General features: G+C 67.0%; 15 protein-coding genes. 7 read left to right on the forward strand and 8 right to left on the reverse strand.

Going from position 1 to position 17,284, the window contains the following annotated elements:
• Window positions 1–34: 34 nt before the first annotated feature.
• A complete protein-coding gene (metF, locus tag ASE88_RS06840; protein ID WP_055879202.1) occupies window positions 35–979 on the reverse strand; it encodes a methylenetetrahydrofolate reductase in 945 nt (314 codons plus the stop codon).
• The gene (locus ASE88_RS06845) at window positions 976–1,929 is read right to left on the reverse strand and encodes an ArsR/SmtB family transcription factor (RefSeq protein ID WP_055879198.1); all 954 of its coding nucleotides are present in this window, start codon (window positions 1,927–1,929) and stop codon (window positions 976–978) included. Before ASE88_RS06845 ends, metF begins: the two co-directional genes overlap by 4 nt.
• A 207-nt stretch (window positions 1,930–2,136) precedes the next feature.
• Here ASE88_RS06845 and ASE88_RS06850 point away from each other — a divergent pair, with 207 nt between their 5' ends.
• From ASE88_RS06850 to ASE88_RS06860, 3 genes are read left to right on the forward strand one after another with little or no spacing between them, the layout of a single operon-like run.
• A complete protein-coding gene (locus tag ASE88_RS06850; protein WP_055879195.1) occupies window positions 2,137–2,508 on the forward strand; it encodes a hypothetical protein in 372 nt (123 codons plus the stop codon).
• A gap of 7 nt (window positions 2,509–2,515) precedes the next feature.
• Window positions 2,516–2,836: a hypothetical protein gene (locus ASE88_RS19435; RefSeq protein ID WP_235527859.1), complete on the forward strand. Its 321-nt coding sequence runs from the start codon at window positions 2,516–2,518 to the stop codon at window positions 2,834–2,836.
• Window positions 2,833–3,780, forward strand: coding sequence for an aldo/keto reductase (locus ASE88_RS06860; protein WP_056476923.1), 948 nt, complete (start codon window positions 2,833–2,835; stop codon window positions 3,778–3,780). The genes ASE88_RS19435 and ASE88_RS06860 overlap by 4 nt, the downstream gene beginning before the upstream one ends.
• A gap of 145 nt (window positions 3,781–3,925) precedes the next feature.
• Here ASE88_RS06860 and ASE88_RS06865 read toward each other — a convergent pair whose 3' ends face one another.
• The 4 genes from ASE88_RS06865 to ASE88_RS06880 are packed head-to-tail and all read right to left on the reverse strand — an operon-like array spanning window position 3,926 to window position 9,868.
• A complete protein-coding gene (locus tag ASE88_RS06865; RefSeq protein WP_156356968.1) occupies window positions 3,926–4,240 on the reverse strand; it encodes a hypothetical protein in 315 nt (104 codons plus the stop codon).
• 46 nt (window positions 4,241–4,286) lie between these two features.
• The gene (locus tag ASE88_RS06870) at window positions 4,287–6,395 is read right to left on the reverse strand and encodes a S9 family peptidase (protein WP_235527860.1); all 2,109 of its coding nucleotides are present in this window, start codon (window positions 6,393–6,395) and stop codon (window positions 4,287–4,289) included.
• Entirely contained in the window at window positions 6,392–8,455 is a 2,064-nt protein-coding gene (locus ASE88_RS06875; RefSeq protein WP_056476932.1) for an alpha/beta hydrolase family protein, read from the reverse strand. The genes ASE88_RS06870 and ASE88_RS06875 overlap by 4 nt, the downstream gene beginning before the upstream one ends.
• Before the next feature lie 42 nt (window positions 8,456–8,497).
• Entirely contained in the window at window positions 8,498–9,868 is a 1,371-nt protein-coding gene (locus tag ASE88_RS06880) for a cytochrome P450 (protein ID WP_055879183.1), read from the reverse strand.
• A gap of 104 nt (window positions 9,869–9,972) precedes the next feature.
• On the opposite strand from ASE88_RS06880, the gene ASE88_RS06885 reads away from it, so the two are divergent.
• On the forward strand, window positions 9,973–10,752 hold the full coding sequence (locus tag ASE88_RS06885; RefSeq protein WP_056476934.1) for an SDR family NAD(P)-dependent oxidoreductase: 780 nt from the start codon (window positions 9,973–9,975) through the stop codon (window positions 10,750–10,752).
• Window positions 10,753–11,041: 289 nt separating this feature from the next.
• Here the strand turns inward: ASE88_RS06885 and ASE88_RS06890 are convergent, their stop codons facing one another.
• Window positions 11,042–12,661, reverse strand: a complete 1,620-nt coding sequence (locus ASE88_RS06890; protein WP_055879176.1) for a choline dehydrogenase — start codon at window positions 12,659–12,661, stop codon at window positions 11,042–11,044.
• Between the two features lie 57 nt (window positions 12,662–12,718).
• A complete protein-coding gene (locus ASE88_RS06895) occupies window positions 12,719–13,291 on the reverse strand; it encodes a TetR/AcrR family transcriptional regulator (RefSeq protein WP_162233403.1) in 573 nt (190 codons plus the stop codon).
• A 101-nt stretch (window positions 13,292–13,392) separates the two neighbouring features.
• Between ASE88_RS06895 and ASE88_RS06900 the strand changes: the two genes are divergently transcribed.
• The 3 genes from ASE88_RS06900 to ASE88_RS06910 are packed head-to-tail and all read left to right on the forward strand — an operon-like array spanning window position 13,393 to window position 17,278.
• Window positions 13,393–14,646 (forward strand): acetyl-CoA C-acetyltransferase, encoded by a 1,254-nt coding sequence (locus tag ASE88_RS06900; RefSeq protein ID WP_055879170.1) that lies wholly within the window; start codon window positions 13,393–13,395, stop codon window positions 14,644–14,646.
• The gene (locus ASE88_RS06905) at window positions 14,646–16,184 is read left to right on the forward strand and encodes an acyl-CoA synthetase (RefSeq protein ID WP_056476942.1); all 1,539 of its coding nucleotides are present in this window, start codon (window positions 14,646–14,648) and stop codon (window positions 16,182–16,184) included. The genes ASE88_RS06900 and ASE88_RS06905 overlap by 1 nt, the downstream gene beginning before the upstream one ends.
• The gene (locus ASE88_RS06910) at window positions 16,181–17,278 is read left to right on the forward strand and encodes an acyl-CoA dehydrogenase family protein (RefSeq protein ID WP_056476948.1); all 1,098 of its coding nucleotides are present in this window, start codon (window positions 16,181–16,183) and stop codon (window positions 17,276–17,278) included. The genes ASE88_RS06905 and ASE88_RS06910 overlap by 4 nt, the downstream gene beginning before the upstream one ends.
• Window positions 17,279–17,284 lie beyond the last annotated feature (6 nt).

Consider the following 17,284-nt stretch of genomic DNA (forward strand, 5'->3'; position numbering starts at 1 on the left):
CCTCCCCCAACCCCTCCCGCAAGCGGAAGGGGAGTTACGCCGCAGCCACCGTCACATCGCTCTTCGCGCGCACGCCGAGCATATGACAGATAGCATAGGCGAGTTCGGCGCGGTTGAGCGTGTAGAAGTGGAAATCCTTCACGCCGCCCGCATAAAGCCGCCGGCACATCTCGGCCGCGATCGTCGCCGCGACGAGCTGTCGCGCGGCGGGATGATCGTCGAGCCCTTCGAACAGCCGGTCCATCCAGGCCGGGATCTCCGCGCCGCAAAGCCCCGCGAACTTGCGCGTCTGCGCGACGTTCGACACCGGCAGGATGCCCGGCAGGATCTGCGCGGTGATCCCCGCCGCGGCAACCCGGTCGCGAAACCGGAAATAGGCTTCCGGCGAGAAGAAGAACTGCGTGATCGCACGGCTCGCGCCCGCATCGAGCTTGCGCTTCAGATTGTCGATATCCGCATTGGGATCACCCGATTCCGGATGGCATTCGGGATAGGCCGCGACCGAGATTTCGAACGGGTGCAGCTTGCGCAGACCCGCGACCAGCGCCGCCGCATTCTCATACCCGCCCGGATGCGCCTGATAGGGCTGGCCGAGCGTCGGCATGTCGCCGCGCAACGCGACGATATGGCGCACGCCCGCCGCCCAATATTCCTCGGCGACCTGGTCGATTTCGGCCTTGGTCGCTTCGACGCAAGTAAGATGCGCCGCCGCGTTCATCGACGTCTCGCGCTGGATCCGCGCGACGGTGGCGTGCGTCCGCTCGCGCGTCGATCCGCCCGCACCGTAGGTGACCGACACGAAATCGGGCGCGAGCGGCTCCAGCGTGCGGATCGCCTCCCAGAGCTGCGTGTCCATCTTCTCGGTCTTGGGCGGGAAGAATTCGAAGCTGATGCCGACGTCGCCCGCCAGATCCGCGAACAACGGTTCCTCGAGTGCGCGTCGCGCTTCCGCCAATTGGGGGATCGAAATGTTCGTCATGCCGCCTTCACCTCACGCAGGCTCGCGCCGATCTTGCGACCGAGCCATAATTTCACCGTCAACTCGCCGCCCTCGAGCGTCTCGACGCGCGCCGTCTGCAAGCCCGCCGCGTCAAACCACGCCGCCATCTGTTCGTCCGCGAACCCGAGCCGGGTATGCGCGTCGCGCAGTCGTAATTCCTCGCGGTCGTGGCTTGCAAAATCAGCGATCAGCAACCGCCCGCCGGGCGCAAGCACGCGCGCCGCCTCGCTGACCGCGGCGCCGGGCTGCTGTGCGAAATGCAGGACATGGTGCAAGATCGCGACATCGGCCGCGGCATCTTCGAGCGGCAACGCGTACAGGTCTGCCTGGCGAAGTTCGGCATGCGCCATGTCGTGCAGCTTGGCACGCGCGAGCCGCAGCATCTCCGAGCTCCGATCGATCCCGAGCGCGACCTTGGCACGCCCGCCGAACAGCTCGAGCATCCGACCAGTGCCGGTGCCGATATCGATCAGCGTCTCCATCGGCGCCGCGCCGAGCACCGCTGCCATCGCCGCCTCGATCTCGCTTTCGGCGACGTGGAGCGAGCGGATCGCATCCCATTCGTCGGCATGCCCCTCGAACCACGCCGCCGCACTCGCCGCGCGGTCCGCGCGCACCGCCGCCAGCCGCGCCGCATCCGCGACCGCCCAGTGATCGGGCTCTGCCTTGGCCCACGCATCGAGCGCCGCCGCGATCGGCTCGACCGCGCTTGGCGTGCCCAGCGCGACGAAGACCCAGCTGCCCTCCTTGCGCCGCTCGGCAAGCCCGGCGTCGCACAGGATCTTCACATGCCGCGAGACGCGCGGCTGGCTCTGCCCGAGCACCTGTGCGAGCTCGCCGACCGACAGCTCCATGCGCCGCAACAGCGCGAGAATCCGCAACCGCGTCGCGTCCGCCAATGCACGGAAGATTTCGAGCGCCATCGTCATGCCAGCTCATATAAAGATTTCTTTATATGAGGTCAACGCAGCCGTAAGCCTCTGCGACTTATCGCATCGCGTCCGATCGTGACGGATCGGAAACGCTTCATCCGCGTTCGATTGCGCTATGGACCCGGCATTTGCTGGTCCACATAGGGCCACGTCCCCGGGGATACCCGAGGGAGGGACGCCAGATCGTCAACGGGAGTAGTTTATATGAAGAAGTTTCTGATCCCCGCGCTGGCCCTGACGGCCGGTCTCGCAGCCTGCAGCAACAACGCGCAGGACCAGACGGCACAGGCCGCCAACGCAATCGCCGCCGATGCCAGCGCGACCACCGCCAACGCGGTCGACGACGTCAGCGCCGCCAGCGATCGTGCGCTGGGTTCGGCCGAGCGTTCGCTCGACAATGCCGGTGCGCGCCTGGACAACGCCACCGACAATCTCGACGTGAAGGCCGACCGCGCCGGGGACCGTATCGAAGCCGGTGCAGACCGCGCAGGCGCCTCGATCAGCAACGGTGCCGACCGCGCTGCCGATGCCACGGGCAACGCGCTGACCCGCGCCGGCAATGCGATCAAGGACTAATCCCTGAATGGATCGCCGCCTGCCTCCCCTCGTCATCCCGCCGAACGCCGGGATCTCTTGGTTCGGGTCTCGTCGACCCAAGCGGAAAGATACCAGCGTTCGCTGGTATGACGGATGGGGCGCGGCGGTCCTTCTACCCGTGGCGCTGGCAGCCTGCTCGCCCGCCAGCGAACCCGGGGCCGTTACCGCCGACGAGGCGCATCAGTTGAACGAGGCGGCCGCGATGCTCGATGCGAACAGCGTCGATCTCAACGCGGTCGTCGCCGCTCCTGACGAAACGGCGCCCGAGACAGACATACCCTCAAATCAAAGTGATCAGACGCGATGACGCTGCGCCGCCTCGGTTCGACCGATCTCAAGATCGCCCCCCTCGTCCTCGGCGGCAACGTCTTCGGGTGGACGGCTGACCGCGCCGCCAGCTTTGCGGTGCTCGACGCATTCGTCGCGGGCGGCGGCACGATGATCGATACCGCCGACATCTATTCAGCCTGGGTCGACGGCCACAAGGGCGGCGAATCCGAGAGCATGATCGGCGAATGGCTGAAGGCCAGCGGCAAGCGCGACGACGTGCTGATCGCGACCAAGGTCGGCATGCTGCCCGGCGAAGGCGGCGAGAAGCTCGCGCCGGCGCGCATCGCCGCAGCAGCCGAAGCCTCGCTCAAGCGCCTCGGCACCGATCGGATCGATCTCTATTACGCGCATCAGGACGATGAGGATGTCGCGCAGGAGGACGTCCTCGAAGCGTTCGGCAGGCTCGTCGATGCCGGCAAGGTCCGCGTCATCGGCGCGTCCAATTTCCACGCCGCTCGCCTGAAGTCCGCGGTCGACGCGGCCAAGACGGCGGACCTGCCGCGCTATCACGTGCTCCAGCCCGAATATAACCTCGTCAGCCGAACCAAGTTCGAGGGCGAGTTGCAGGATTACTGCGTCACCGAGAATATCGGCGTGCTGCCCTATTACGGCCTCGCCTCGGGCTTCCTGACCGGCAAATACCGCACCAAGGACGATCTCGGCCAGAGCGTCCGCGGTGGGCGGATGGGCGAATTGCTCGACGGCAAGGGCAAGGCCGTGCTCGACGCGATGGACTCGGTGGTCGAGGCGACCGGCGCCACGCATGCGCAGGTGGCGCTGGCATGGCTGATCGCGCAGCCCGGCGTCACTGCGCCGATCGCCAGCGCCACCAGCGTGAGGCAGATCGAAGACCTGCTGCCTGCGATGACGCTCGAACTGACCGAGGATCAGCTGGGACCCCTCACCGACGCCGGCGTCTGATCGCTTGATCCTCCCCCGTAAGCGGGAGGTGACGCGAGGCGACGGAGGGGGCGGCAAGACCCGCGCCCGTTCCGTGTCCTCTCCCTCCGTCATCTTCGATGACACCTCCCCCCGCGGGGGTGAATTGGTCGGCGTTCCGCTTCGTTTACGCCCCCCAGGGGCCAGTCGTTTTGGGGACCGATACGCCCGATGGCTTGGCAGATACGCCGTCAAGTCCGGCGAGCGGCAACGCGTCCGAGGCCTCTCCGCTCTGCACCGGCACCGATACGAGAATCGCAATATCCGCCGCCGTCTCCGGGTCGGTCAGCCGATGGACGATGTCGCGCACCGTCGCGACCTCCCAGCCATCCTCAGACGCAATCGCGAGCTTGTGGCCGACCGCCGGCAGCGCGTCGAATTCGTAATCCTCCTGCCGATCGGCGCCGACCCAATTCGCGCCCATGAAAATCCGAACCAGCATTCGCGAACCTCTTTATCGTTTCAGTCTTCGCCCACCGCGCGGTGCGCTACTTCGCCAGCCCTAGCTGTTGCAGCATGAAGGCCTGCCACTCGGCATTCTGGCGATACCGCTCGAACCGGCCCGACTTTCCGCCATGCCCCGCCTCCATGTTGACACGGAACAGCAGCGGGTTCGTATCGGTCTTCCTCTCGCGCAGCTTGGCGACCCATTTGGCCGGCTCGTAATATTGCACCTGGCTGTCCCATAGCCCCGTTCCGACATAGAGCGACGGATACGCCTTCGCCTCGACGTTGTCGTAGGGCGAATAGCTCAGTATATAATCGTAGGACGCCTTCTTCGCGGGGTTCCCCCACTCGTCGTACTCGAACGTCGTCAGCGGGATCGACGCGTCGAGCATCGTCGTGACGACATCGACGAACGGCACCTGCGCGATGATCAGCTTGTAGTCCGCCGGCGCCATGTTCGCGATGCCGCCCATCAGCAGCCCGCCCGCGCTGCCGCCCATCGCGGCCACCCGGTCCTTGGCGGCATATTTCTGCGCAACGAGATAGCGGGTGACGTCGATGAAGTCGGTGAAGCTGTTCTTCTTGTTGAGCAGATGCCCGTCGTCATACCAGCCGCGCCCCATCTCCTGCCCGCCGCGGATATGCGCGATCGCGTAGACGACGCCGCGGTCGAGCAGGCCGATCCGGCCCGGATCGACGGCCGGATCGCTCGAAATGCCGTAGCTGCCATAGGCATATTGGAAGAGCGGCGCGGTGCCGTCGCGCTTCACACCCTTGGCATAGACCAGCGAGACCGGCACGCGCGTACCGTCGCGCGCGGGTGCCCAGACGCGTTCGGTGACGTACTTCGCGGGATCATAGCCCGGCACCGGGGCGACCTTCAGCACGCGCCGCTCGCCGGTCTGCGCGTTGACCTCGTAGGTCGTCGTCGGGGTCACGAGCGAGCCATAGGTGTAGCGCACCCACGGCGTCGCGGTTTGGTCGTTGACGTCGAGCGACATGCGATAGGCGGGTTCGTCGGCGGTGACGGGCGTGGACTTGCCCGCGTCGCTCAGCACGCGGATCATGCGGTTGCCGCCTTCGCGCTGGTCGATCGCGACGAAGCCGTCGAACGGCTTGAAGCCTTCGATGAAGACGGTGTCGCTGGCCGGCGTCAGGTCACGCCACGCCGCCGTACCCTTGGCCAGGTCCGCGTCGGCGACGGTGACGAGCTTGTAGTTCTTCGCAGCGCGGTTGGTGCGGATGATCCAGCGATTGCCGATATGATCCGCGCCGTAGCGGAACTCGCGCGCGCGCGGCGCGACGATCGTGAAGCGGGTCGGCGCGGCGGCGGGGGCACAGCGTTGCTCGTCGCTGACCGTGCTGCCGACGCCGATGCAGACAAACCTGTCGTCGGCGGTGCGCGAGACCTCCATCGAATAGGTGTCGTCCTTCTCCTCGTACAGCAACCGATCGCTGGTGACGGGGGTGCCGAGGACATGTGCCTTCACGCGGTAGCCGCGCAGCGTCACCGGGTCCTTCTCGACGTACAGGATGGTCTTGTTGTCGTCCGCCCAGACGACGTTGGGCTCGATGTTCGAGACGGTATCGGCGAGGAGCGCGCCGGTCGCGAGATCCTTCACCTTGAGCACATATTGGCGGCGCCCCACCGTGTCCTCGGCCCAGGCGACGCGGCGGTTGTCGGGGCTGACCGCCCAGTCGCTCAGCGCGAAGAAGCTGTGGCCCTTGGCCATCGCCGGCTGGTCGAACAGCGTTTCGGCCGGCGCGGTGCGGCTGCCCTTGCGGCGTTCGAGGATCGGATAATCCGCGCCGGTCTGGAACCGGGAACCGTAATAATAGCCGTTCTTCGCATAGGGGACCGAGCTGTCGTCCTGCTTGATATGCGCGACGGTGTCTTCGTAGAGTTTGGCCTCGAGCGGTTTGAGCGACGCCAGCTGCGCATCGGCATAGGCGTTCTCCGCGGCGAGATAGGCGAGCATCTCGGGGTTCTTGCGCGTGTCGTCGCGCAGCCAGTAATAATCGTCTTCGCGCGCGCCGTTGGGCGAGGTCACCAGAAACGGTTTCTTGGCCACGCGCGGCGGCTGCACCTGCGCGACCGCCGCCGTCGAGACCAGCGCTACGCCTGCCAGCATCATGTATCGCATCGTCATTGTGCTGCTCCCGTCACTGCTGCCGGCTTCCGATATCGATCGAACCAGGCGATGATCGCCGACGCCTTGGCCGCGGATTGCGACGGGCGGGCCGCGAGGCCGCCATGGCTCGCGGCCGGCACCTTCACCAGCGCGGTCGGCACGCCGCGGATCTGCAGCGCGGCGTAATATTGCTCGGATTCGCTGACCGGCGTCCGGTAATCGTCGCCACCGACCACCACCAAAGTCGGCGTCTTGACGTTGCCGACGATGCTCAGCGGCGAGCGGTTCCAATAGCTCATCGGATCCTCCCACGGCAGCTTGGTGAACCAGTAGCGTGAGGTGAACAGCGTGTTGTCCATCGTCAGCGCCTCGCTGATCCAGTTGATCACCGGCTTCTGCGTCGCGGCGGCCTTGAACCGGTCGGTCTTGCCGACGATCCACGCGGTCAGCAGCCCGCCGCCCGATCCGCCAGTGACGAACAGATTGTCCGGATCGGCGGTGCCGTCGGCGATCGCCGCGTCGACCGAGGCGATCAGGTCGTCATAATCGGCGGCGGGATAGGTCTTGTCGATCAGGTTCGCGAACTCGGCGCCGTACGAGGTCGAGCCGCGCGGGTTGGTCCAGAGCACCGCATAGCCGGCGGCGGCGTAAAGCTGCATGTCGGTCGCGAAGCCGGGGCCATAGGCGGCGTTCGGCCCGCCATGGATCTCCAGGATCAACGGCACGCGCTGGCCAGCGACGCGGCCCGGCGGGGTGGCGAGCCAGGCGTCGATTGGCCGACCGTCGGGCGCGGTCACCGCGATCTTGCGCACTGGAGCAAGCGCCTTCGATCCGGTCAGCACCGCGTTGAGCGTCGTCAGGCGGCGCGGCTTGCCGCCCGCCAGCACCCAGACGTCTGCCGGGGCGCTCGCGTCGCCACCGGTATAGGCGATCGTGCCGCCCTTCGAGACGGAGAAGTCGCCGCCGGTATAGGGGCGATCGAGCCCGCCGCCCGCGACATTGTCGATCAGCGGCGTGACCCGGCCGTCGACGCCGATGCGTGCGACCTTGCGCTGGCCGTGATCGTCATAGCTCGCATACAGGCTGCGGCCGTCGGCGGCCCACACCGCGTCCTCGATTCCGCGGTCGAGCGTGGCGGTCAGCGAGCGCGGCGATGCCGCATCACGGTCGCCGACGTAGAGTTGCGTGTTCTCATAGCTGCGGCGCTTGTCGTCGAAGCCGAGCCACGCGATCTTCGCACCGTCGGGCGAGACGCGAGGCTGGGCGTCGGGGCCGTCGCGCGTCGTCAGCGTCCGCATCGTGCCGCTCGCCGCATCGACCGCGATCACGTCGGAATTCATCACCTGGCGATCCGCCGCGGGCCCACGGATCGCAGCGAAAACGATGCTGCGGCCATCGGGCGTCCACGACAGCGGGCCGCCATCGTCGAACTTGCCATAGGTCAGTTGCCGCGCCGCGCCCCCGTCCGCGCCGACCACGAACAGATGGTCGTAGCCCGGCTTCACATAGCCCGGCCCGTCGTTGCGATAGTTGACGCGGTCGATGATCGTCAGCGGTTCGGCCCATTTCGCACCCTCGGGCTTGGCCGGGGCGGCGCCGAGCTTGGTGCCCTCGCCCGCCACCGTCGCGATATAGGCGAGCCTTGTCCCTTCGGGCGACCAGGCGAGCGCCTGCGGATCGCCGGGGAAGCTCGTGATCCGCGCGCTCTGCGCCGCACCGATCCCGCGCACGAACAGCTGCGATCCCTCGCCATCGCGCGCGGCATAGGCGATGCGCGATCCATCGGGCGACCAGCGCGGGCTGCTGCCGTCGGTGGCGAACGGCGTCTGCCGGCCGCTCGCGACGTCGATCAGCCAGAGCGAGGACTGCATCTTGTCGGTCATCACGTCGCCGGTGCGGCGGACATAGACGATCGTCTTGCCGTCCGGGCTGATCTGCGGGTCCGCCGCGATCGTCAGACCAAACAGGTCGCTGCCGGTTAAGCTGCGCGTCGGACCTTCGGATAGCGGTGCGGTCGGCTGGTGTTGCGCGAACGCCGGCGTCGCCGCTAGCAGGAGAAAGGCAAGGGTCAAGCGCAACGGGCGGCTCCTTCGAATGAACCGCGCGAAGATGACATAATATTACGTGGTGGCAAGCGGTACGAACGTCACCGGCAGTCCGTCCTTCGGGCGCGGAATCGGGAAGACCTGCCACGCATCGCCGCTCCCCGCCGCCGCCTCAATCCGGTAGCGCGTCAGCAGATGCGCGATCAGCAGCCGCATCTGCATCGTCGCGAAGTGCAGCCCGATGCACATATGCGCGCCGCCGCCGAACGGCACCCACGCGAACCGGTGCCGCCCCTTCGACGCCTCGGGCGTAAAGCGCAGCGGATCGAACCGATCGGGATCGGGCCAGAATTCCGCCATGTGGTGCGTATAGGTGATGCCGACGCCGACGCTCGTCCCCGCCGGGATATCGAACCCGCCGAAGCGGAACGGCTTGAGCGCGCGGCGCGGGATCGACGGGACCGGCGGCATCATCCGCAGCGATTCCTTGAACGCATATTCGGTAAGGACGAGGCGATCGAGCTGCTCGGTCAGCGGCAGCGCCGTATCCAGCGCGGCGACCTCGGCGCGCAACCGCTCCTGCCACTCCGGGTTGCGCGCGAGCAGCATGACGAGGCTCGTCGCGGACGAGGTGATCGTGTCGTGCGCGGCCATCATCAGGAAGTTCATGTGATCGGCGATGGCGAGTGCGGTCAGCGGCGCGCCGTCGTCATCGGTCGCACGACAGAATTGCGAGAAGAAATCCTGCCCGTCGCCGCTGCGTCGCGCGGGGATCTCGCGCTCGAAAAAGTCGACGAGATAGGCGCGCGCCTTCACGCCCTTGCGCATCTGCGTGCCCGGCCAGGGTTTGCGGATCGGCGAGACGCTCGCCTGCACCTCGTCGACGAACGCCTGGTTGATCCGGTCCGCCTCCGCCCCCAGCGGCACGCCGAGGAAGCTGGTCGCGGCGAGATCGAGCGTGAGTTTCTTTACGACGTCGTAGAAGCGTACCGTGCGGCCGGCCCAGCCGCCGATCGCGGCCGCGATCCCGGTATCGAGTTCGGTAGCATAATGCCGCATCGGCTCGGGCTTGAACGCGACCGACAGCGTTTTCCGGTCGGTGCGGTGCTTCTCGAAATCCATCAGCATCAGACCGCGCGGGAACAGCAGGTTGAGGAGCGGGCCCCAGCCCTGCTCGGACGAAAATATCTTGTCGCGATCGAACAGGATCAGCTCGTTCGCGTCGGGCCCGAGCAGCATCAGCCCCGTCCCGCCGAGCGCGGTGTTGCGATAGACCGGCCCGAATCGCGCGACCATGCTGCGCGGAAATCCGATCGGATCGGCCAGCAATTTGAACGTGTTCCCGAACAGCGGGAGGCCGTCGTCACCCGGGATGTGATCGAGTGCGCCTTTACGCTGGCGCGGGAGCCAGTGCGGGCTGGCATTCTGCAACATGGCGTGGCTCATCGTCGGATCCTCAGCGACATGCCGGCTTGGCAAGCCTCGAATACGAGCATAACTATTGTTCTGCAACCGGGACGCGGATCTTGGGGCTTTGACAGGAGAGATGCATGGACCTCGCAAATTGTGCTGCCGTCGTGACCGGCGGCGCGTCGGGCCTGGGCGCCGCCACCGCGCGCGCGCTGGCCGCCAAGGGCGTGAAGGTGGCGATCTTCGATCTCCAGGTGGACAAGGGCGAGGCGCTGGCCGACGAGATTGGCGGCGTCTTCTGCAAGGTCGACGTGACGTCGGATGACAGCGTCGATGCGGGGTTCGCGGCAGCACGCGCGGCGCATGGGCAGGAGCGGATCCTCGTCAATTGCGCGGGCACTGGGAATGCCGCGAAGACCGCAGGGCGATCGAAGCAGGACGGCTCGATCAAGCATTTCCCACTCGATGCGTTCGACCGGATCATCCAGATCAACCTGGTCGGCACGTTCCGCTGCCTCGCCAAGTCGGCGGCGGGTATGCTGACGCTGGAGCCCGGCGACGACGGTGAGCGTGGGGCGATCGTGAATACCGCGAGCGCTGCGGCGGAAGACGGCCAGATGGGGCAGGCCGCCTATTCCGCGTCGAAGGCGGGCGTGGTCGGCATGACGCTGCCGATCGCGCGCGACCTGATGAGCGAGGGGATCCGGGTGAATACGATCCTGCCGGGAATCTTCGATACGCCGCTACTGGCCGCGGCACCGCAGCCGGTTCGCGATGCGCTGGCGGCGTCGGTGCCGTTTCCCAAGCGGTTGGGGCGGCCGGAGGAGTTCGCGGCGCTGGCGCTGACGATGATCGAATGCGGGTATTTCAACGGCGAGGACGTGCGGCTGGACGGCGCGATCCGGATGGCGCCGCGGTAAAGCGGGCCGAGCCGCCCATCCTCGTTCCACCGTCATCCTGACGAAAGTCAGGATCCAGTGCCACGAACGCCGTCGCTTGTGATCCTGGATCCTGACTTTCGTCAGGATGACGGGAAATAGGGGCTGGCGGAGGTCCCCATCGCGCGGCGCCCCCACCACTCCGGCGAAGGCCGGAGCCCAGTTGGAAAGGTCGGCGTAAACGAAGCGCGGTTCTTCGTTAACAACGTTCCCAAACTGGGCCCCGGCCTCCGCCGGGGAGGGGCATCTCGGTGGTTAAGCGGCCGCGCCCTCAGGCCGCCCTAGCCAGGTGCCGCCCGCGTATCATGTCCGCGGCCTTCTCGGCGATCATGATCGTCGGCGCGTTGGTGTTCGATCCGATCAGCGTCGGCATCACCGATGCATCCACGACCCGGAGTCCTCGCAGCCCGCGCACCGCTAACGTCGCATCGACCACTGCCAGCGCGTCGTCCGCCGTCCCCATCTTGCACGTCCCCACCGGGTGGTAGATCGTCTCCGCGGTCCGGCGCACCCAGGCGTCGATCTCGTCGTCGGTCCGCACGTCCTCGCCTGGGGACACTTCTGCGACACGGTACGGATCGAGCGCCGCCTGCCGTGCGACATCGCGACCGATGCCGATACAGGCGCGCATCACCCGGCGATCCTCCGCGGTCGCCAGATAGTTGGCGGCGATCACCGGATCGGCGAACGGATCCGCCGAGGCGACACCGATCCGCCCTCGGCTTTCAGGGCGCAACTGGCAGAGATGCAGCGTGAAGCCGTCTGCGGTCGCCTTGACCTTGCCGTGATCCTGCATGATCGCGAGCACCGCGTGAATCTGCACGTCGGGGCGCGACAGCCCCTCGCGCGACGACACGAACGCGCCCGCCTCGAGGAATTGCTGCCGCCCTGCCCCCTTGCCGCGGAGCATGTAGTTGAGCCCCACGCCGAGCATCGAGATACCCTTGGTGATCGCATAGCCGGTGCGCAGCCCGCGCGACGTCCAGTTCATCACGACGTCGAGATGATCCTGCAGATTCTCGCCCACACCGGGCAGCGCGTGGACCACACCGATCCCCGCCGCGGTCAGCCGGTCGGGATCGCCGATCCCCGACAGCTGGAGGATGTGCGGCGACTGCACCGCGCCCGCACACAATAGCACCTCGCGCGCAGCTGTAACGCTCTCCGTCCGCCCGCCCTTGTCGAGCACGTAGTCGACACCGACCGCGCGTCCCTTGTCGATCCGTATCCGAGTCGTCCGCGCGCCCGTCACGCAGGTTAGGTTGCGCCGCGACAACACCGGCCGCAGATACGCCGCGGCCGTGCTCCACCGCTTACCGTCCGCAACGGTTAGATCGTAGCGCCCGAACCCCTCCTGGCTCGCGCCATTGAAATCCTCGGTGACGGGATAGCCCGCCTGCCGCCCCGCTTCGACGAGCGCGTCGTAGAATGGGCTGTCGGACTCGCCGCTTGAGATCGTCAGCGGCCCGCCGCCACCGTGCAGGTCGCAATCCCCGCGATGATGCCCTTCGAGCCGCTTGAAATAGGGCAGCACGTCGTCGAACGACCAGCCCGGCAACCCCATCTGCCGCCACTCGTCATAATCCTGCGGATGACCCCGCGTGTAGATCATGCCGTTGATCGACGAGCTGCCGCCCAACCCCTTGCCGCGCGGCCACCACAGCCGGCGGTTGTCGAGATGCGGCTCGGGTTCGGTTGAAAAGCCCCAGTTGCTCGCATTCTTGCTCTTGATAAGTTCGCCGACCCCCGCGGGCATCCGCACCAGCACGCCATCGTTGCGCCCGCCCGCCTCGAGCAGCAGCACCGTCACATGGGGGTCTTCGGTCAATCGCGCGGCGAGCACGCAGCCGGCCGAACCGGCGCCGATAATCACATAGTCATACGTCTGCATGCCCGCATCCTCCTGTTCGCGCTCCACTTTTTTACGGAGTCGCGGTTTGGCATCAGGCTAGCGCTCGCATAGCAGCGTTAGCAACCCGCGGCGGAGCACGTCGCGGTCGATCGCCTCGTCCGGATGCACTTCGCTGAGACCGATCGCGAGCAGCGCATAGGCACGAACCCCGGCTTCGACCGAATCGAACCCGTGCGCGGTCAACTGCTCGACGAGAAACGCCATCACCTTGTCGTCATGCTCGCGGATCGCTGCCGCCGCGCGCGCGTCGCTTCTCGCCCAGGCGCGCATCGCGAGCGCGAGGTGCGCCATGTCGTGATCGCGGACATGATCGGCGAACGCGCGGATCCGTTCGACCGGCGGCAAGTCCGACGCGGTAAGCGTGGCCACCAGTGGATCGATATGCGCCTCGACGAAATACCCAGCGAGCGCCGCATGATAGCCGTCGAAATCCTTGAAATGATGGTAGAAGCTTCCGGTCGACGCACCCAGCGCCAGCGCCAGGCTGCGCAGTTTCAGCGCGCGCAGCCCGCCGGTCTTGAGCGACGACAGCCCAATCTCCAGCCAGTCGCGCGGCGCCAGATCGCCACGCGGCGGCGCCATCTCTTCCACCAATACCGTGCTTGACAAGCCAATCCCCATAACGAATGTTACGTCGTAACGAAGCCGGACGCAATCCGGCAACAGGCACTACGATCGGAGCAGACCGGCGGGTGCAACAGGAGAGCGATGTGGCCGAGGCACTGATCATCGACGCCGTCCGTACCCCGCGCGGGATCGGCAAGACCGGCAAGGGCGCGCTGGCCCATATGCACCCGCAGCATCTCGCGGCAACCGTCCTGAAGGCTATCGCCGAGCGCAACCATCTCGACACCGGCGACATCGACGACATCATCTGGTCGACCTCGACTCAGCGCGGCGAACAGAGCGGCGATCTGGGGCGGATGGCGGCGCTCGACGCGGGCTATGACGTCAAGGCGAGCGGGACGACGCTCGACCGGTTCTGCGGCGGCGGGATCACCGCGGTGAACTTCGCCGCGGCGCAGATCATGAGCGGGATGGAAGACCTCGTCATCGCCGGTGGCACCGAGATGATGTCGCTGACCACGACGATGATGCAGGATGACATGGCGGCGGGCAAACGGCCGCTCGGGATCGGCTCGGGCAACGCGCGGCTCGACGCGGCGCATCCGCAATCCAACCAGGGCATCTGCGCCGATGCGATCGCGAGCATCGAGGGGATCGACCGCGCAACGCTCGAAGCGCTCGGGCTGGAGAGCCAGCGTCGCGCCGCGGTGGCGATCGCCGAAGGGCGGTTCGATCGCAGCCTCGTCCCCGTCACCGACGCCACCGGCGCGCTGGTGCTGGAGAAGGACGAATATCCCCGCCCCGACACAACCGCCGAGGGCCTCGCCGCGCTGCGTCCGTCATTCGCGGGGATCGCCGACATACCGCTCGACGACAAGGGCACGACCTTCCGTAAACAGATCAACCGCCGCTATCCCGATCTCGAAATCGCGCACGTTCATCATGCCGGCAATTCCTCCGGTGTGGTCGACGGCGCGGCCGCCGTGCTGCTCGCCAGCGCCGACTATGCCGCCAAGCACGGCCTCAAACCGCGCGCGCGGATCGTCGCGATGGCGAACATGGGCGACGACCCGACGCTGATGCTCAACGCCCCCGTCCCCGCCGCGCGGAAAGTGCTGGCGAAGGCCGGGCTCACGGTCGACGACATCGACCTGTGGGAGATCAACGAGGCGTTTGCGGTGGTCGCCGAAAAGTTCATCCGCGACCTCAAGCTCGATCGCGACAAGGTGAACGTCAATGGCGGCTCGATCGCGCTCGGCCATCCGATCGGCGCGACCGGCGCGATCCTGATCGGGACGATCCTCGACGAGCTCGAACGCCGCGACCTGAAGCGCGGGCTCGTGACGATGTGCGCGGGCGGCGGGATGGCGCCGGCGATCATCATCGAGCGCGTCTGATGCATCCCGTCGCGCATGCGCTGACGACGCCCGACAAACCCGCCTACATCATGGCGGCGACGGGCGAGACGGTGACGTATCGCGACCTCGACGCACGCGCGAACCAGGGGGCGCATCTGCTCCGCTCGCTCGGGCTGAAACGCGGCGACGGCATCGCGGTGCTAATGGACAATTCGCCGCGCTATCTTGAGGTGATGTGGGCCGCCGAGCGCACCGGCGTCTATTGCACGTGCCTGTCGTCGAAGCTGACCGCGGGCGAGGCCGCGTACATCATCGACGACGGCGATTGCCGCGTGCTGATCGCGAGCAAGGGATGCGCCGGGGTCTCGGCGGGTCTCGTCCCCCTGCTCCCGGACGTCCGGCGCTACATGGTCGACGGTGCGATCGACGGCTATGACTCGTACGAGGCCGCGCGCGACGCGATGCCCGCGACGCCGATCGCCGATCCGTCGCCCGGCGGCATCCTGCTCTATTCGTCGGGAACCACGGGCAAGCCGAAGGGCGTCAAGCACGCGCTGTCGGACGAGCCGTTCGGGACCAATGTCTCGCCGCTCGTGATGCTCGGGAAGGGGCTGTACGGCTTCACGCCAGAGATGGTCTATCTCTCCCCCGCGCCACTCTATCACGCCGCGCCGCTGCGCTGGTCGATGGCGGTGCAGCAGGTCGGCGGCACCGTCGTCGTGATGGAGCATTTCGATCCCGAAGCCGCACTCCTCGCCATCGAACGCTACCGGGTCAGCCACGCGCAATGGGTGCCGACGCATTTCATCCGGCTGCTGAAGCTCCCGCCAGAGGTTCGCGCGCGCTACGACGTGTCGTCGCTGAAGGCCGTCTGGCACGCCGCCGCCCCCTGCCCGATCCCGGTCAAGCAGGCGATGATCGACTGGTGGGGCCCGATCATCGGCGAATATTATGCCGGCACCGAGGGCAACGGGTTCTGCGCGATCTCCAGCGCGGAATGGCTGGCGCACAAGGGCTCGGTCGGCCGCAACCTGACCGCGCAGACGATGATCTGCGACGAGGACGGCACCGCGCTGCCGCCGCGCACCGAAGGCGACGTGTATTTCGCGGGCGGCGGCGCGTTCGAATATCACAAGGATCCCGAAAGGACCGCGGAGGCCGCCAACGCGCAGGGCTGGACGACGCTTGGCGATGTCGGCTGGCTCGACGAGGAGGGCTATCTCTACCTCACCGACCGCAAGAGCTTCATGATCATCTCGGGCGGCGTGAACATCTATCCGACTGAGATCGAGAATCTGCTCGTCACGCATCCCAAGGTCGCCGACGTCGCAGTGATCGGCGCGCCCGACGACGAGATGGGCGAACAGGTGGTGGCGATCGTCTGTCCCGCCGATCCGTCCGAAGACCGCGAGCAGCTCGCCGCCGAACTCAGCGCGTTTGCGCGCGCGAACCTCAGCCACGTCAAGGCGCCGCGCCGCATCGACTTCCGCGACGCGTTGCCGCGGCACGAGACGGGCAAGCTCTACAAGCGCCTGCTCCGCGACGAATATTGGGCGCATGCGAAGGACCCTGCATGAACTTCGATTATTCCGACGACCAGAAATTCCTGAAGGACGAGGCGCGCAAGTTCCTCGCCGCGCAGTGCGGCAGCGACCGCGTCCGCGCGGTGCTCGACGATCCCGGCACCGCCTATGACTCGGCATTGTGGAAGGCGGTCGGCGCACAGGGCTGGCTCGGCGCGGCGATCCCCGAGGAATTTGGCGGGCTCGGGCTCGGCCATATCGAACTCTGCGCGATCGCCGAGGAGCTCGGTCGGGCCTGCGCGCCGATCCCGTTCGCCTCGACCGTGTATTTCGTCGCCGAGGCGCTGATGCTCTACGGCAGCGACACGCAGAAGGTGAAGTGGCTGCCCCGGATCGCGGCGGGCGACGTCATCGGCGCGTTCGCGACGTCCGAAGGCGCGGGCCCCGTCACCGCGCGGTCGATCCGCACGACCGTTTCCGGCGGCACGCTGACGGGCGAAAAGATTCCCGTCACCGACGGCGACGTCGCCGACCTGATCGTCGTCCTCGCGCGCGACGGGCTCTACCTCGTCGAGAAGGGTGCAGGCGTGGTCATCGAAATCCTCGAAACGCTCGACCCGACGCGCAGCGCCGCGCGCCTCACCTTCACCGACGCACGCTGCGAACGGCTCGGCACCGACGACGGCATCGCTGCGATGCAAGCGGTGTTCGACCGCGCGGCGGTACTGCTCGCGTTCGAACAGCTCGGTGGCGCGGATCGCTGTCTCGAGATGGCGAAGGGCTATGCGCTCGATCGCTACGCGTTCGGGCGACAGATCGGCGGGTACCAGGCGATCAAGCACAAGCTCGCCGACATGTATGTGAAGTCCGAACTCGCGCGATCGAACGCCTATTACGGCGCCTGGGCGCTGAACGCAGGCGCCGCCGAACTGCCGCTCGCCGCCGCGACCGCGCGCGTCGCCGCGTCCGACGCATACTGGTTCGCGTCGAAGGAGAATATCCAGACGCATGGCGGGATGGGCTTCACCTGGGAGTCCGACTGCCACCTTTATTACCGCCGCTCGCGCCAGCTCGCACTCGTCGCGGGCGCCCCAGCGGCCTGGCGCGAACGCCTCGTCGGCCAACTCGAAATGCGCAACGCGGCCTGATCGGAG

This window comes from Sphingomonas sp. Leaf38 (genome assembly GCF_001421825.1).
Classification (GTDB): Bacteria; Pseudomonadota; Alphaproteobacteria; order Sphingomonadales; family Sphingomonadaceae; genus Sphingomonas.

Excerpts from the sequence above, each read along its gene's own strand:
- metF (WP_055879202.1), bottom strand. The coding sequence starts at position 979 with ATGACGAACATTTCGATCCCCCAATTGGCGGAAGCGCGACGCGCACTC.
- ASE88_RS06845 (WP_055879198.1), bottom strand. The coding sequence starts at position 1,929 with ATGACGATGGCGCTCGAAATCTTCCGTGCATTGGCGGACGCGACGCGG.
- ASE88_RS06850 (WP_055879195.1), top strand. The coding sequence starts at position 2,137 with ATGAAGAAGTTTCTGATCCCCGCGCTGGCCCTGACGGCCGGTCTCGCA.
- ASE88_RS19435 (WP_235527859.1), top strand. The coding sequence starts at position 2,516 with ATGGATCGCCGCCTGCCTCCCCTCGTCATCCCGCCGAACGCCGGGATC.
- ASE88_RS06860 (WP_056476923.1), top strand. The coding sequence starts at position 2,833 with ATGACGCTGCGCCGCCTCGGTTCGACCGATCTCAAGATCGCCCCCCTC.
- ASE88_RS06865 (WP_156356968.1), bottom strand. The coding sequence starts at position 4,240 with ATGCTGGTTCGGATTTTCATGGGCGCGAATTGGGTCGGCGCCGATCGG.
- ASE88_RS06870 (WP_235527860.1), bottom strand. The coding sequence starts at position 6,395 with ATGACGATGCGATACATGATGCTGGCAGGCGTAGCGCTGGTCTCGACG.
- ASE88_RS06880 (WP_055879183.1), bottom strand. The coding sequence starts at position 9,868 with ATGAGCCACGCCATGTTGCAGAATGCCAGCCCGCACTGGCTCCCGCGC.
- ASE88_RS06885 (WP_056476934.1), top strand. The coding sequence starts at position 9,973 with ATGGACCTCGCAAATTGTGCTGCCGTCGTGACCGGCGGCGCGTCGGGC.
- ASE88_RS06890 (WP_055879176.1), bottom strand. The coding sequence starts at position 12,661 with ATGCAGACGTATGACTATGTGATTATCGGCGCCGGTTCGGCCGGCTGC.
- ASE88_RS06905 (WP_056476942.1), top strand. The coding sequence starts at position 14,646 with ATGCATCCCGTCGCGCATGCGCTGACGACGCCCGACAAACCCGCCTAC.
- ASE88_RS06910 (WP_056476948.1), top strand. The coding sequence starts at position 16,181 with ATGAACTTCGATTATTCCGACGACCAGAAATTCCTGAAGGACGAGGCG.